Here is a 14083-nt window from a genome sequence, read left to right as displayed (position 1 = left end):
AAATTTGTAAAATTTTTGTATCGAGAACTCATTATTAAAAACTTCTCGATATAATTTTCTTTCAGGAAATCACTCGAAGTGACACTCTGGTTTTTTATGGATTTGTACTAGAAACTTGCAATACTTTTCCGTTGTAAAACTGATTTCCTGTTAAAGAGAAGTTACAAATATAACTCGCCATTTCTTTTGCAGTTGTTGGTGCTTTATAACCTGGGAAAGCTTCTTCTAACATTTCTGTTTGTACTGCTCCAAGTGCCAACACATTAAAAGAAATTCCTTGTTCTTTGTATTCTTCGGCTAACAATTCTGACAATGTAATTACGGCTCCTTTCGATGAGCTGTACGCGGCTAAACCAGGAAATTTTAAACTTCCTTGAATTCCGCCAATACTACTAATTGTTACAACATGACTTCCTTTTTGTAAAAAAGGAATCATACTTTTTGTCAATTCTGCAACACCAAAAACATTAACTTTATAGACTTCTAAAAAATCGTTAGAAGTAATTTCTGCAAATGGTTTGTTAACTAGCATTCCTGCATTATGAATAATAATATCGACATTTTTCCAAGTTGATGAAACAAAATCAACTACTTTGTTTACATCCTTTTCATCAGAAATATCAACCGATAAAGCAGTAATTTTTGGGTGATTTAATTTTGAGATCGTTTCTATATTTCTAGAAATTGCTAATACATTATGATTTGCATCCGCAAATAATTGCGCTAATTCAAATCCGATTCCTCTGCTAGTTCCTGTAATTACAACGTTTTTCATCTTTTTTGGTATTCTTTTTGAAAGCTAAGATTAAAGCAGGCAATCTACTCATTTTTTAATACATTTATAAAATCTAAAAACAAGAATCATGAAAAAATTAGTGTTATCTATCATTCTATTATTATCTGTAACTTTTGTGTCTGCCCAAAAAACATATATTTTATGCGGAAAATTAGTGGATACAAAATCAGGTAAAATAGAAAGCAGAAAAACAATTGTTGTAGAAGGAAATAAAATTATCAATATTCATAATGGATATATTCAACCAAAAGACAGAACATCAAAAACAATAGATCTAAAAAACAAAATAGTAATGCCCGGTTTAATAGATATGCATGTTCATCTTGAAATGGAATTTGATGCAAATACACGTTTGAATAAATATATTTTAAACGATGCAGACATTGCCTTTAATGCTACAGTTTTTGCAAAAAAAACGTTGTATGCTGGTTTTACAACGGTTAGAGATTTAGGTGGTTCGGGTGTAAATGTTTCTGTTAAAAATGCAATCAATGCTGGTAAAATAGAAGGCCCAAGAGTTTTTACTTCAGAAAAATCATTAGCAACTACTGGCGGACACGCAGATCCAACCAATGGAAATAGTAGAAGATTAATTGGAGATCCAGGGCCAAAAGAAGGAGTTGTAAATAGTGTTACTGATGCAAAAAAAGCAGTAAGACAACGTTATAAAAATGGTGCAGATGTAATTAAAATTACTGCAACAGGTGGTGTTTTAAGTGTTGCTAAAAGTGGAGATAATCCGCAGTTTACAATTGAAGAAATTAAAGCAATTTGCGATACAGCAAAGGATTATGGAATGCACGTTGCAGCGCATGCGCACGGAGATGAAGGAATGCGTAGAGCAATTATTGGCGGTGTAAAAACAATTGAGCACGGAACATATATGAGTGATAAAACAATGGAGTTAATGATACAACACAACGCTTTTTTAGTCCCAACAATTACAGCAGGAAAAGAAGTGGAAGAAAAAGCAAAAATTAAAGGTTTTTATCCAGCGATTGTAGTTCCAAAAGCATTAGCAGTTGGTCCGCAAATTCAAGGAACATTTGCTAAAGCATATAAGAAAGGAGTTGGAATTGCATTCGGAACAGATGCTGGAGTTTTTAACCATGGAAATAATGGAAAAGAGTTTGGCTATATGGTAGAAGCAGGAATGCCAGCAATGGAAACGATACAGTCTGCAACGATAACAAATGCAAAGATTTTAAACATGGAAACTGAAATAGGACAAATTAAAAAAGGTTTTTTTGCCGATATAATTGCTGTAAATGACGACCCAACAAAAGATATTAAAACCATGGAAAATGTAGTTTTTGTAATGAAAGATGGAATCGTTTATAAAAAATAATCTATGAAAAAATACGTGAGTTTAATTCTGGCAATAATAATTATTATAGATGTTATTGTAAGTTTTGTAAAAGACAAAGGTGTTGAAAACGTTTTTGGAATTGAAATGGATATTTGGGTGTATAGATTTCTTTGGTCTCTCTTGGCTTATCTGTTAATCAAAGGTTTTTTGAAAGAGTTGAAAAATGAAAAAACTACTGAAAAGTGATATGTTGATACGCACCAATATCAGGAGAAGAAGTTCTGTTTGTTCCTAAAATATCTAACGGAATTAATTGTGAAGCACTGTTTAATGCTTTATTGATACCGCTATTGTTTTGACCAATATTAAATTGATTGATAAGCGAATTTTGAAAATGAACTGTTCCGTTTATAATGTTGTTTAGGTAATGAGAAGTATCATTAAAATCTAATTCTGCATTTGATGCAAAAATATTGTCAATATCGTTAAACTGAATCATGTTATTTTGCACAGAATAATTAAATAAACTTCCAGAAACCTTGTCTAATACAAACTCGATATTGTTGTTTCCGGCAATAATACAATTGGTAAAATTAGCAGCGTGTAAATCTCTTGTTTCTGTAATTTCTTGGTTATTTGCATCTACATAAGTAAAAAAATTATTTACTAAAACAGCTGGTAATTGTCGTGTTCCGTTGCTCCAATAATTTGCGAAAGTTGAATGTGTAAAGTTGTATGTTCCGCCAATTGTACAGGCTAATGCAGATTGACCTGTGTTTCCAATCACTAAATTTTCTCCTTTAATATTGGTTTCTCTTCCTAAGATTCCAAAATTAGAATTGTTGTAAATCTGAGAATTTTTTATGGATAAAGTTGGTGTATTTGAGCCTAAAGAATCAACTAAAATACCGATAATTCCGTTTTTAATAATGGCGTAATTAATTTCGTTTTCTTTGCTTCCGGCGCGCATCCATATGGTTCCCCATTGACCAGGAACATCATTAAAACGATGTTCTAATCTGTCGCCTTCAAAAACAACTTCATTATTGATGGTTCCGTTTACTTTTAAACTTCCTTTTGTATCTACAATGATTCCTGAATTATTATGAAAATACAACTTTGCTCCAGCCTCAATTATTGCTGTTTTATTTGCTGGAACTGCGGCATATCCATAAATTACATACGGTTTTGTATTGGTAAAAGTTAATTCAGCATCAGTTAAAAACCGACCTTTAATCGTTGTTGGTTTTCCATCCAAAGACAATGAATCAATTTTCATGGAAATAGGATCTTTTCCTGGATACATAAAAATTGCATCTTGAACTAAAGTAACTAAATCAACATCTTGCTGATTGTTTCCTGTATCAAAAATAATTTTATCGGTATATAAAGGATTCGAAACCGAAGCATAATCAATAGTGGTTTCAACAAAAATAAAGAGACTGTCTTTTGCTAAAATATCGATGTTTTTAAAATCTTTAGCAGGAATTCCATCAACACTAATTCTGTAATTAGAAGCATTTCCGTTTTCTAAACTAATAGACGGAATTGTAATTGCATTGTTGCTTTTGTTATACACTTTAAGATTATAAGTGCTAGAACCAATATTTGTAAAAACCGTGTCTAAAAAAACGGTGTCTTTAGAGAAAGTAAGTTTGCCAAAACTAGGAATTGTATCAAAATCTTTTCTGCAAGAACTTACAGAAATTAAAAGAATGCAAATTAAAAAGGTGAAAATTTTTCTCATAAAGTTACAATTGACTCCTTGAGCGGAGTCTAAAGGTTTTTTGGAGGTCTCGACTAAGCTCAACCTGACATTTTAGATTCTTAAAATATAACTTTTAATTGATTTAAATATTGTTATTGTTTTACTAATTCTATTTCAAAAAGTTTTCCCCAATGTTTACCAGTAACAAAAATTCTTCCTGTTTTTTTGTCAAAAGCAATTCCGTTTAAAACTTCATCCTGATCAGTTAACTTCTGTTCTTTTTTCATCAGATTTTGAAGTTTTTCTAAAAGGATAACTCCTTCAACAATTCCAGTTTCTGGATTGATAATGCCAATATTTGGTTTTTTCCAATAATTTGCATAAATCTTTCCATTAATATAATCTAATTCATTTATCTCATAAAAAGGAGTGCTTTTTAAATAAACTTGAATAGATTTTTGCTCTTTCTGCGTTGCAGGATCTAAGAACCAAATTTTGTTTGTTCCGTCAGATTTTATCAATTGATTTCCATCATTTGTTAATCCCCAACCTTCATTACTCCACGTGTAAGGGAACTCTTTTTTTTGTTTAAAAGTTTCTAAATCATATACAAAACCTTTTCTTGCTTGCCAAGTTAACCAAAAAATATTGCCATTTAAAATGGTCATTCCTTCGCCAAAATATTTTTTATCTAATTTTGTTTCTTGCAAAACTTTTCCTGTTTTTAATGCTATTTTACGCAACACAGATTTGCCTTTTTTTCCAGTGGTTTCGTATAAAAAGCCGTTGTAAAACTCTAATCCTTGCGTATAAGAAGTTTTGTCGTGTGGATATGTATTTACTATTTTGTAATCATAAATAATAGGATTTTTTTCAGAGTAAACTAAAAATGAATTGTTTACTTTTTTAGTTTTTTCAGGATAAAATGCCAAAGCAGTTACGGTAAACTTTCCAACGCCTAATTTTTTAGTATCAAATTTTATGGTATTCCCAGTTGATGCAACTCTTTTTCCGTTAACAAAAAACTGAATAGAATCAATTGGTTTGTTATTAACTTCTGTTAAAGTTGCTGTTGCTTCTTGATTGATTACTAGTTTTTTAGAGGTTGTTAGCTTAAACCTATAAGCATTGCTGCAAGAAGTTAATACTGTTAAAAAGAGTGTTACTAGAGATATGTATTTTAATAAACGCATAGTTTAAATAATTTTACACAAATTAAATAAATTATTTCTTTGTAATCTTAAAAATATCGTTAAATTTGCAGCCTTAAATAACTAATGCTCGTTATTTTAAGATTAAGAGTAAGAATTTACCAGCTTAACTCTTTTATAAACAAAGTATTAAAAAGATTATAAAAGTAAAAGTAAGATGAAAAAAGGCATACATCCAGAAAATTATAGAATGGTAGCTTTTAAAGACATGTCTAATGGCGATGTTTTTTTAACAAAATCTACTGCAGATACAAAAGAAACTTTAGAGGTAGAAGGTGTAGAATATCCACTAATTAAATTAGAGATTTCTAGAACATCTCATCCTTTTTATACTGGTAAATCTAAATTAGTAGATTCAGCAGGACGTATTGATAAATTTAAAAATAAATACGCAAAATTTAAAAAGTAATTTTTTAAATTTTTAAACATATTTAAAAGCTCCAACATTTTTGTTGGAGCTTTTTGTTGTTTATTTTTCAAATAATTAATCAATTGATTATTTATATTATTTACTTTTGGTTGAAATTACATTAGTTTAAAATTTTACATTTTATGAGAAATACAATTTTATCTATCTTTATTAGTATTACAATCTTGTCAGGGGTTTTGGTTTTTTTTGTTCCGCAAATAGGGACAATTATCATGTTTTCCATTAGTGTTATTTTAACAGCAGTTGCCATTAGAGATAGTTTGCAAAGAAGACATTCTTTATTAAGAGCTTTCCCTTTAGTTGCAAGATTAAGATGGCTTTTTGAAGAAGAGAGAGATAAAATTCAACAATACTTTATAGAAGATAATTTAAACGGAAAACCAATAAGTAGAGAGCAAAGAAGTTTGGTGTACCAACGCTCAAAACAACAAGTAGAAACCATTCCGTTTGGTACACAACATAATGTATATGCTAAAGGATATGAATTTGTAAAACATTCAATATTTCCAAAAGATCACCACAATATAAAAGGTGATCGGGTTGTTTTTGGTTCTGATAAATGTTCTCAAAAATACGATGCTTCAATCATCAATATTTCTGCAATGTCTTTTGGGTCGCTAAGTAAAAATGCCATAATGGCTTTAAATCAAGGAGCAAAAATGGGAAATTTTGCACACAATACTGGCGAAGGTGCAATTTCTCCGTATCATTTACAAGGAGGTGATTTAATTTTTCAGGTAGGAACTGGTTATTTTGGAGCAGGAAAACATGATGAAAATGGAAAAAGATTTTTTGATGCAGAAATATTTAAAGCAAATGCATTGAGACCAACAGTTAAAATGATAGAAATAAAATTATCTCAAGGAGCAAAACCTGGTCATGGCGGAATTTTGCCAGCGAAGAAGAATACAGAAGAAATTGCAAAAATTAGAGCTGTTACGCCATTTACTAGAGTAGAATCGCCTCCTGGACATACTGCTTTTTCTAATTTTGATGAAATGATTTCTTTTATCCAAAAAGTAAGAGATTTATCTGAAGGAAAACCTGTTGGAATAAAATTATGTGTTGGAGATTACCCAGAAATAGAAGCTATGATTAAAACTTTTGCAGCAACAAAAAATTATCCTGATTTTATTTCTGTTGATGGTGGAGAAGGAGGAACAGGTTCTGCTCCGATGGAATTTACAAATTATATAGGAACTCCGTTATTAGAAGGTTTGACTTATGTTGTGCAACTACTAGAAAAATACAACTTAAAAAGTCAAATTAGAATCATTGCAAGCGGTAAAGCTGTTGATGCTTTTGATGTTGTAAAATTATTAGCTTTAGGAGCAGATACTGTAAATATGGCGCGTAGTTTTATGTTGAGTTTAGGCTGTATTCAGGCTAGAGAATGTAATTTAGATACATGTCCGGTTGGAGTAGCAACGCAAGATCCACATTTGGTAAAAGCGTTGGTTGTAATGAAGAAAAACGTTCGTGTAAAAAACTATCACGATAAAACCATACAAGCTGTGAAAGAAGTTGTTGCTGCAATGGGAGTTGATTCTATTTCGAATTTACAACCAAATCAAGTTTTTAGAAGAGCTAAAAACGAAAAAGTGGTTAGTTTGGAAGAGGTTTATTATAAGTAATTTTTATACTTTAATGTCATTCTCATTAAAAGTAAACCTAAACTTTAGTTGTTTTTTAATTTTCTCTTTTAGACGAATTAAAACCTTTAAATAGCAACCAAATCGGAAGTGTTAATTGAATCAAGCCAATTGGTAAAAGCATGTCCATGCTGATGCTATTTCCGTAAATTGAAAACATTTCTTGCACAAGCATAATAAGAACAGCTACAATTCCGAAAACAGAAAAGAACCTTGGAACAAGCTTAGAAATAAACAAAGTATAATACAACACAAAAACAGGAAAGCAAGAAATTAGTAAATATAAATAATGCGTCCACCAATGTTTTTCGTAAAGAAGAGTTTCCGTCACTTTTAAAGAACTAGATTCTTCTCCATGATTCAAATATGCTTTGCTAAATTCTAACATTGATAAAACACTGCTGTTATCTAACATTATTGCGATAAAATTTAAAATGCAAAAAGCAACATATAAATACGCTAATCTATAATTGTATTTTTTAAAAATAGGTAATAGAATTACAGCAATTACAATTGATATTACTCCACTAAAGATTCCAAGAACTATAGAACTAATTAATTTGGTTGCATTTTCAGAAGCAGAAGTTATATAATCATTTGAAAAAAGTACAGCTCCTTGTAAAAATTGAAAAATAGTAACTCCTGAAATAAAAACAAATAGCAATAACGCTCCAGTGATTCTTCCAATTTTTTTATTTGAATTCATAATGTTTTTTTGAATGATTATTAATTTAACTCTATATAAAGACGTAAGTAATTTATAAATAGTTGCCTAGATTTTAATGTTTCTAATTTAAGGATAGATTAATTTCAGTAAAATCGGCTAAATATTAAAAAATAGGTTTGCTGTAAATAGTCTTTATTTTTTTAAACAAAAAAAACCGTTTCAAATAAATGAAACGGCCTTTAAAATACTTATTTGTAGACATTGACTGCTACATGTAATCCTCGATTGGGTTACAAGAACAAATTAAGTTTCTATCTCCAAAAGCGTCATCAACTCTACGAACCGATGGCCAAAATTTATTTTCGGCAATATAGTCTAAAGGAAATGCTGCTTGTTTTCTAGAATAAGGCAACGTCCAATCATCTGAAGTTAACATTTCTTGAGTATGTGGTGCGTTTTTCAACGGATTGTTAGCATCGTCTTTAGAAGCTTCAGAAATTTCTTTTCTAATAGAAATCATTGCATCACAAAAACGATCTAATTCAGCTTTGCTTTCAGATTCTGTTGGCTCAACCATAATTGTTCCAGCTACCGGGAAAGAAACCGTCGGAGCGTGGAAACCGTAATCCATTAAACGCTTTGCGATATCTACTACTTCAATTCCGTTTCGTTTAAAATCTCTACAATCTAAAATCATTTCATGAGCTGCTCTGTTCATTTCTCCAGTATACAACGTTTCATAATGTCCGTGTAAACGATCTTTCATGTAATTGGCATTTAAGATGGCATTCTTAGTAGAATCTGTTAATCCATCAACACCTAACATGGTAATATATCCGTAAGAAATTAAACAAACCAAAGCAGAACCCCAAGGTGCAGAAGAAATAGCTGTGATAGCATTATCTCCACCTGTTTCTATAATCGGATTTGTTGGTAAAAACGGAACTAATTGTGGAGCAACACAAATTGGTCCAACTCCTGGTCCACCACCACCATGAGGAATAGCAAATGTTTTATGTAAATTTAAGTGACAAACATCTGCGCCAATTGTAGCCGGATTTGTCAATCCAACTTGCGCATTCATATTTGCACCGTCCATATAAACTTGTCCGCCATTATCATGAATAATTTGCGTAATTTCTCTAATTTCTTTTTCGTAAACTCCATGTGTTGAAGGATACGTTACCATTAAAGCGGCTAAATTATCTTTGTGTAAAATCGCTTTTTCACGTAAATCTTCCACATCAATATTTCCGTTTTCTGCGGTTTTAGTAACCACAACTTTCATTCCGGCCATCACTGCTGATGCAGGATTTGTACCATGAGCAGAAGCAGGAATTAAGCAAATGTTTCTATGCGACTCATTATTTGATTGATGATAAGCTCTAATGGTCATTAGTCCAGCAAATTCTCCTTGTGCACCAGAATTTGGTTGTAAAGAAGTTCCCGCAAAACCTGTAATAATATTTAATTGATGTTCTAAATTTTTAAGAACAGTTTGGTAACCTTCAGCTTGATTTAAAGGCACAAATGGATGAATATTTCCCCATTGTGGATTGCTCAAAGGCAACATTTCAGATGCTGCATTCAATTTCATTGTACAAGATCCTAAAGAAATCATAGAATGATTTAACGCTAAATCTTTACGCTCTAATTTTTTGATATAACGCATCATATCAGTTTCTGAACGATAGGTGTTAAATACTTCGTGATCTAAAAAAGAAGTGTTTCTTAGCACATCTTCTGAGATAGTTGTAGAAGTAGAAAGTTCTGAAATTGGAGTGCTATCAACATTAAAAGCTGATTTAAAACAATCAACAATAGCATTTATTTCTTTTAAAGAAACAGTTTCGTTGATAGAGATAGATACTGTGTTATTATCAATATAATTGAAATTGATTTCGTTAGATTCTGCAACAGCTTTTAATTTCTTTGCATCAACTTCTACAGTAATTGTATCAAAGAAAGAGGAGTTTGTTTGCTTAAAGCCTAAGTTAGATAAAGCATTTGCTAAAGTTACTGTAGAAGCATGAACTCTATCAGCAATATATTGAATTCCGTCTTTTCCATGATAAACAGCATACATTCCTGCCATTACAGCTAATAAAACTTGCGCAGTACAAATGTTAGAAGTTGCTTTTTCTCTTTTAATATGTTGCTCACGAGTTTGCAATGCCATACGCAAAGCACGTCCGCCATCAACATCTTTTGAAACTCCAATAACTCTTCCAGGAATACTTCTTTTATATGCTTCTTTTGTAGCAAAATATCCTGCATGTGGACCACCGTAACCTAATGGAATCCCAAAACGTTGTGTAGTTCCAACAACTACATCAGCTCCAAATTCTGCTGGTGCTTTTAATTTTGCTAATGATAATATATCTGCTGCAACTGCAACTTTAATATTGTTTTCGTTTGCTTTTGCAACAAAATCTGAATAGTCATAAACTTGTCCGTGTTTTCCAGGATATTGTAAAATTGCTCCGAAAAAGGCATCAGAAAAATCAAATTCTTCATGATTTCCAACAACTAATTCTATTCCGATTGGTGTAGAACGTGTTTGTAAAATTGATAAGGTTTGTGGTAATATTTCTTCAGAAACAAAAAACTTGTTTACATCTGCTTTTTTCTGAGCTCTTTCTCTAACATCAAACAATAACGCCATTGCTTCAGCGGCAGCAGTTCCTTCATCCAATAAAGAAGCATTTGCCAATTCCATTCCTGTTAAATCACAAAGCATTGTTTGAAAATTTAACAAAGCTTCTAATCTACCTTGAGCAATTTCTGCTTGATAAGGCGTATAAGCTGTGTACCAACCTGGGTTTTCTAAAATATTACGTTGAATTACACTTGGTACAATTGCTTCGTGATATCCTAAACCAATATAACTTTTAAATACTTTATTTTTTGCTCCTAATTCTTGAATATGACTTAAATATTCATATTCGCTCATTGCAGGGTCTAAATCTAATTTGCCTCCTAAACGAATATCATCTGGAATTGTTTCTGAAATTAATTGATCTAAACTATCAGCTTTAATTGTTGCTAACATCTCTTTTTGCTCTGCTGTGTTCGGACCTATATGTCGTATTTGAAATGAATTTGTGTTCATTATTTAGTTGTTTTATGTTGTACGTATGCAAATTTTAATTTGCTTACCAAAAGTAATTAAAAATAAAGAATATTTTATGATACAAAATTAATTAAAAGAAATATTTTATGAACCAATTCAAAGGGTTGTTAACATAAATGTTATTTTTGTAGGATGATTATTCTAAAAAAGCTTTTAAACTTTTACTTAAACGCAAGTATTCACGTTGCTTTGTCGGTATTTGCGTTTGTGCGAATTACGGAGCTTTATTTTGAAATTGAAAACAATACTGCTTTTAATTTTTTTATGTTTTTTAGCACAATTACTGCGTATAATTTTGTAAAGTATTTTGGCATTGCAAAATTTCATCATAGAAGTTTAACGAAAGATTTAAAAGTCATTCAGGTTTTTTCGTTGTGCTGTTTTTTATTGATGTGCTTTTTCGCCTATCAATTGTCAATAGAAATTCTTATTTTATTTATTCCGTTTGGCTTTTTAACTGTTTTATATGCGATTCCTTTTTTAAGCGGATTGCAAAAAAGTTTACGAACAATAAGTTATTTAAAAATAATAATTGTTGCCATAGTTTGGGCTGGCACAACAGTGTTTTTACCATTATTAAATGCTGATAAAGTGATAGACGAAAATGTTGTTTTATATATAATTCAACGTTTTTTAATTGTGGCAGTTTTAATTTTACCTTTTGATATTAGAGACATACAATACGATGCCATTTCTTTACAAACAATTCCAAAGAAAATCGGAATTAAAAACACCAAAAAACTCGGATTTGTATTGTTGGCTTTTGCATTAGTTATTGAGTTTTTAATTTCTACACAAACAACATCAAAAAATATATTCTTAGTTTTTTCTTTGGTAACATTATTATTTTTAATGCGCGCAAAAGAAAATCAATCTAAATATTACAGCTCTTTTTGGGTAGAATCTTTGCCAATTATTTGGTGGATAATTTTAACAAGTATAATTTAAATTTTAATGAACAGAAACTACGTTTTCGATTTTGATAGTACACTTACAAGTGTAGAAGCATTAGATGTTTTAGCAGAAATAACTTTGGCAGAAAATCCAAATAAAAATGCAATTATTCAAGAAATTATAGACATTACCAATTTGGGAATTGATGGCGAAATTTCGTTTACAGAATCTTTAGAAAAACGAATTAAATTATTACAAGCAACAAAATCTGATTTACCAATATTGATTAAAGAATTACACAAAAAAGTTTCTCCGTCTATAGAAAGAAATAAAGCCTTTTTTGAAAAATATGCGAACTCTATTTATGTAATTTCAGCAGGATTTAAAGAGTTTATAATTCCTATTGTTGCTGAATATAATATTGCTGCAGATCGTGTTTTTGCCAATACGTTTGAGTTTGATAATCAAGAAAATATTGTTGGTTTTGATAGAGAGAACCCGTTGTCTGTACATAACGGAAAAATACAATGTTTACGCGATTTAAACTTAAAAGGAGAAATTCAGGTTATTGGCGATGGTTACAGCGATTATGTAACAAGAGAAGCCGGAATTGCAGATAAATTTTTTGCTTATACAGAAAATGTTTCAAGAGAAAAAACAACTAAAAATGCCGATTTTATCGCTCCGAATTTAGATGAATTTTTATTTGTAAATAAATTACCAAGAAGTATTTCATATCCAAAGAATAGGATTAAAATATTATTGCTAGAAAATGTGCATCCAGATGCTTTTGAGAAGTTGTCTAAAGATGGATTTACAGTAGAAACAGTTTCTAAAAGTTTGTCGGAAGATGAATTAATCGAGAGAATAAAAGATGTTCATGTTTTAGGAATTCGTTCTAAAACACAATTAACTAAAAAAGTAATTAAATCAGCAGAGAAATTAATGGTAGTTGGTGCTTTTTGTATCGGAACTAAGCAAATTGATTTAAATGCTTGTAAAGAAAATGGTGTGGTCGTTTTTAATGCGCCTTACAGTAATACAAGATCTGTTGTAGAATTAGCTCTTGGAGAAATTATTATGTTAATGCGAAGTGTTTTTCAACGTAGTACAGAGTTGCACAATGGTCAATGGAATAAGACAGCTCAAGGTTCAAGAGAGGTTAGAGGAAAGAAACTTGGAATTGTAGGTTACGGAAATATTGGCAAGCAATTATCAATATTGGCAGAAGCACTTGGTATGGATGTTTATTATTACGATGTAGAAGATAAGTTGGGACTGGGTAATGCTACAAAAATTGAAAAATTATCTGAGTTATTGTCTATCGCTGATGTGATAACTTTACATATTGATGACAATGCAGCCAACAAAAATTTTATCGGAGAAAAAGAAATTTCTCAAATGAAAGATGGAGTACATTTAGTAAATCTTTCACGTGGATTTGTAGTAGATATAAAAGCTTTAACCAAAGCATTAAAAAACGGTAAAATTGCAGGAGCAGCAGTAGATGTGTATCCGGAGGAGCCGCGAGCGAACGGAGATTTTTATACAGAATTAAAAGGATTAGATAATGTAATATTAACTCCGCATGTTGGTGGTAGTACTGAAGAAGCACAAAAAGATATTGCAGATTTTGTGCCTAGTAAAATAATGGCGTATATCAATTCTGGGAATACAGTTGATGCAGTAAATTTCCCTAATATAAGATTGCCAAAACATAGCAATGCACATCGTTTTTTACATATTCATAAAAATGTACCTGGTGTTATGGCAAAAATTAATAAAGTATTGGCAAAATATAATATGAATATTATTGGGCAATATTTATCTACTGATGAAAAACTTGGGTATGTTATTACAGATTTAGATAAAGGCTACAATCAAAAAGTTATTAAAAAACTTAGAGAAGTAGAAGGTACTATAAAATTTAGAGTGTTGTATTAAACGAGAAGCATGAAAAAAATCAACAGGTGTTTATACCTGTTTTTGACCCTACGTATTGCTAATAATTAATAAACTATTCTTTTATATAATTTATTTTACCTAAATTAGACGAAGCAAAGGAGCTATGCTTTGCTAAAAATTGCAATATTAACTTAAATTTATATACAATGAAAAAGATGAAAAAAATCTTAATTTTCTCTATTTTTATAGGGGGGGGCAGCACTATTTTTTAACTGTCAAAATACTGATTTCGAAGAAATAGTACAAGAAGAACAATTTCTTGGAAAGAAAAAACCATCAAAATTTATTTACTACCAAGGTTTAAAGGTAAAAAAACGT

Annotated in this window: 11 protein-coding genes; 6 read left to right on the top strand and 5 right to left on the bottom strand. The window is 30.7% G+C overall.

What is annotated here, in order from left to right; all coding sequences use genetic code 11:
• Positions 1-94: 94 nt before the first annotated feature.
• The gene (locus tag ABDX67_RS06135) at positions 95-775 is read right to left on the bottom strand and encodes an SDR family NAD(P)-dependent oxidoreductase (protein WP_347174084.1); all 681 of its coding nucleotides are present in this window, start codon (positions 773-775) and stop codon (positions 95-97) included.
• A gap of 88 nt (positions 776-863) precedes the next feature.
• Between ABDX67_RS06135 and ABDX67_RS06130 the strand changes: the two genes are divergently transcribed.
• The gene (locus ABDX67_RS06130; RefSeq protein WP_347174083.1) at positions 864-2144 is read left to right on the top strand and encodes a metal-dependent hydrolase family protein; all 1281 of its coding nucleotides are present in this window, start codon (positions 864-866) and stop codon (positions 2142-2144) included.
• A 3-nt stretch (positions 2145-2147) separates the two neighbouring features.
• On the top strand, positions 2148-2351 hold the full coding sequence (locus tag ABDX67_RS06125; protein WP_347174082.1) for a hypothetical protein: 204 nt from the start codon (positions 2148-2150) through the stop codon (positions 2349-2351).
• On the opposite strand, the gene ABDX67_RS06120 is transcribed toward ABDX67_RS06125, so the two are convergent.
• Positions 2338-3852, bottom strand: coding sequence for a hypothetical protein (locus ABDX67_RS06120; protein ID WP_347174081.1), 1515 nt, complete (start codon positions 3850-3852; stop codon positions 2338-2340). The two genes, ABDX67_RS06125 and ABDX67_RS06120, sit on opposite strands and share 14 nt — an antisense overlap.
• Before the next feature lie 113 nt (positions 3853-3965).
• A complete protein-coding gene (locus ABDX67_RS06115) occupies positions 3966-5006 on the bottom strand; it encodes a glutaminyl-peptide cyclotransferase (protein WP_347174080.1) in 1041 nt (346 codons plus the stop codon).
• Between the two features lie 175 nt (positions 5007-5181).
• On the opposite strand from ABDX67_RS06115, the gene ABDX67_RS06110 reads away from it, so the two are divergent.
• Both ABDX67_RS06110 and ABDX67_RS06105 read left to right on the top strand, forming a co-directional pair.
• Positions 5182-5433: a type B 50S ribosomal protein L31 gene (locus ABDX67_RS06110; RefSeq protein ID WP_347174079.1), complete on the top strand. Its 252-nt coding sequence runs from the start codon at positions 5182-5184 to the stop codon at positions 5431-5433.
• Between the two features lie 143 nt (positions 5434-5576).
• Entirely contained in the window at positions 5577-7088 is a 1512-nt protein-coding gene (locus ABDX67_RS06105) for an FMN-binding glutamate synthase family protein (RefSeq protein WP_347174078.1), read from the top strand.
• Positions 7089-7143: 55 nt separating this feature from the next.
• Here the strand turns inward: ABDX67_RS06105 and ABDX67_RS06100 are convergent, their stop codons facing one another.
• Together ABDX67_RS06100 and gcvP are read right to left on the bottom strand one after the other, a co-directional pair.
• Complete coding sequence (locus ABDX67_RS06100) at positions 7144-7812, bottom strand: DUF4386 domain-containing protein (RefSeq protein WP_347174077.1); 669 nt, start codon at positions 7810-7812, stop codon at positions 7144-7146.
• 229 nt (positions 7813-8041) lie between these two features.
• Positions 8042-10885, bottom strand: a complete 2844-nt coding sequence (gcvP, locus tag ABDX67_RS06095; RefSeq protein WP_347174076.1) for an aminomethyl-transferring glycine dehydrogenase — start codon at positions 10883-10885, stop codon at positions 8042-8044.
• A 153-nt stretch (positions 10886-11038) separates the two neighbouring features.
• On the opposite strand from gcvP, the gene ABDX67_RS06090 reads away from it, so the two are divergent.
• Entirely contained in the window at positions 11039-11854 is an 816-nt protein-coding gene (locus tag ABDX67_RS06090; RefSeq protein ID WP_347174075.1) for a UbiA prenyltransferase family protein, read from the top strand.
• Between the two features lie 6 nt (positions 11855-11860).
• Entirely contained in the window at positions 11861-13744 is a 1884-nt protein-coding gene (gene serA, locus ABDX67_RS06085) for a phosphoglycerate dehydrogenase (RefSeq protein ID WP_347174074.1), read from the top strand.
• Positions 13745-14083 lie beyond the last annotated feature (339 nt).

The organism is Polaribacter uvawellassae, from assembly GCF_039748955.1.
In the GTDB taxonomy this organism is placed as follows: Bacteria; Bacteroidota; Bacteroidia; order Flavobacteriales; family Flavobacteriaceae; genus Polaribacter; species Polaribacter uvawellassae.
This window is presented reverse-complemented; position numbering and strand designations above follow the sequence as displayed.

Bases quoted from the DNA above. Each gene is read 5' to 3' on its own strand.
- ABDX67_RS06135 (WP_347174084.1), bottom strand. From the start codon at position 775: ATGAAAAACGTTGTAATTACAGGAACTAGCAGAGGAATCGGATTTGAA.
- ABDX67_RS06130 (WP_347174083.1), top strand. From the start codon at position 864: ATGAAAAAATTAGTGTTATCTATCATTCTATTATTATCTGTAACTTTT.
- ABDX67_RS06125 (WP_347174082.1), top strand. From the start codon at position 2,148: ATGAAAAAATACGTGAGTTTAATTCTGGCAATAATAATTATTATAGAT.
- ABDX67_RS06120 (WP_347174081.1), bottom strand. From the start codon at position 3,852: ATGAGAAAAATTTTCACCTTTTTAATTTGCATTCTTTTAATTTCTGTA.
- ABDX67_RS06115 (WP_347174080.1), bottom strand. From the start codon at position 5,006: ATGCGTTTATTAAAATACATATCTCTAGTAACACTCTTTTTAACAGTA.
- ABDX67_RS06110 (WP_347174079.1), top strand. From the start codon at position 5,182: ATGAAAAAAGGCATACATCCAGAAAATTATAGAATGGTAGCTTTTAAA.
- ABDX67_RS06105 (WP_347174078.1), top strand. From the start codon at position 5,577: ATGAGAAATACAATTTTATCTATCTTTATTAGTATTACAATCTTGTCA.
- ABDX67_RS06100 (WP_347174077.1), bottom strand. From the start codon at position 7,812: ATGAATTCAAATAAAAAAATTGGAAGAATCACTGGAGCGTTATTGCTA.
- gcvP (WP_347174076.1), bottom strand. From the start codon at position 10,885: ATGAACACAAATTCATTTCAAATACGACATATAGGTCCGAACACAGCA.
- ABDX67_RS06090 (WP_347174075.1), top strand. From the start codon at position 11,039: ATGATTATTCTAAAAAAGCTTTTAAACTTTTACTTAAACGCAAGTATT.
- serA (WP_347174074.1), top strand. From the start codon at position 11,861: ATGAACAGAAACTACGTTTTCGATTTTGATAGTACACTTACAAGTGTA.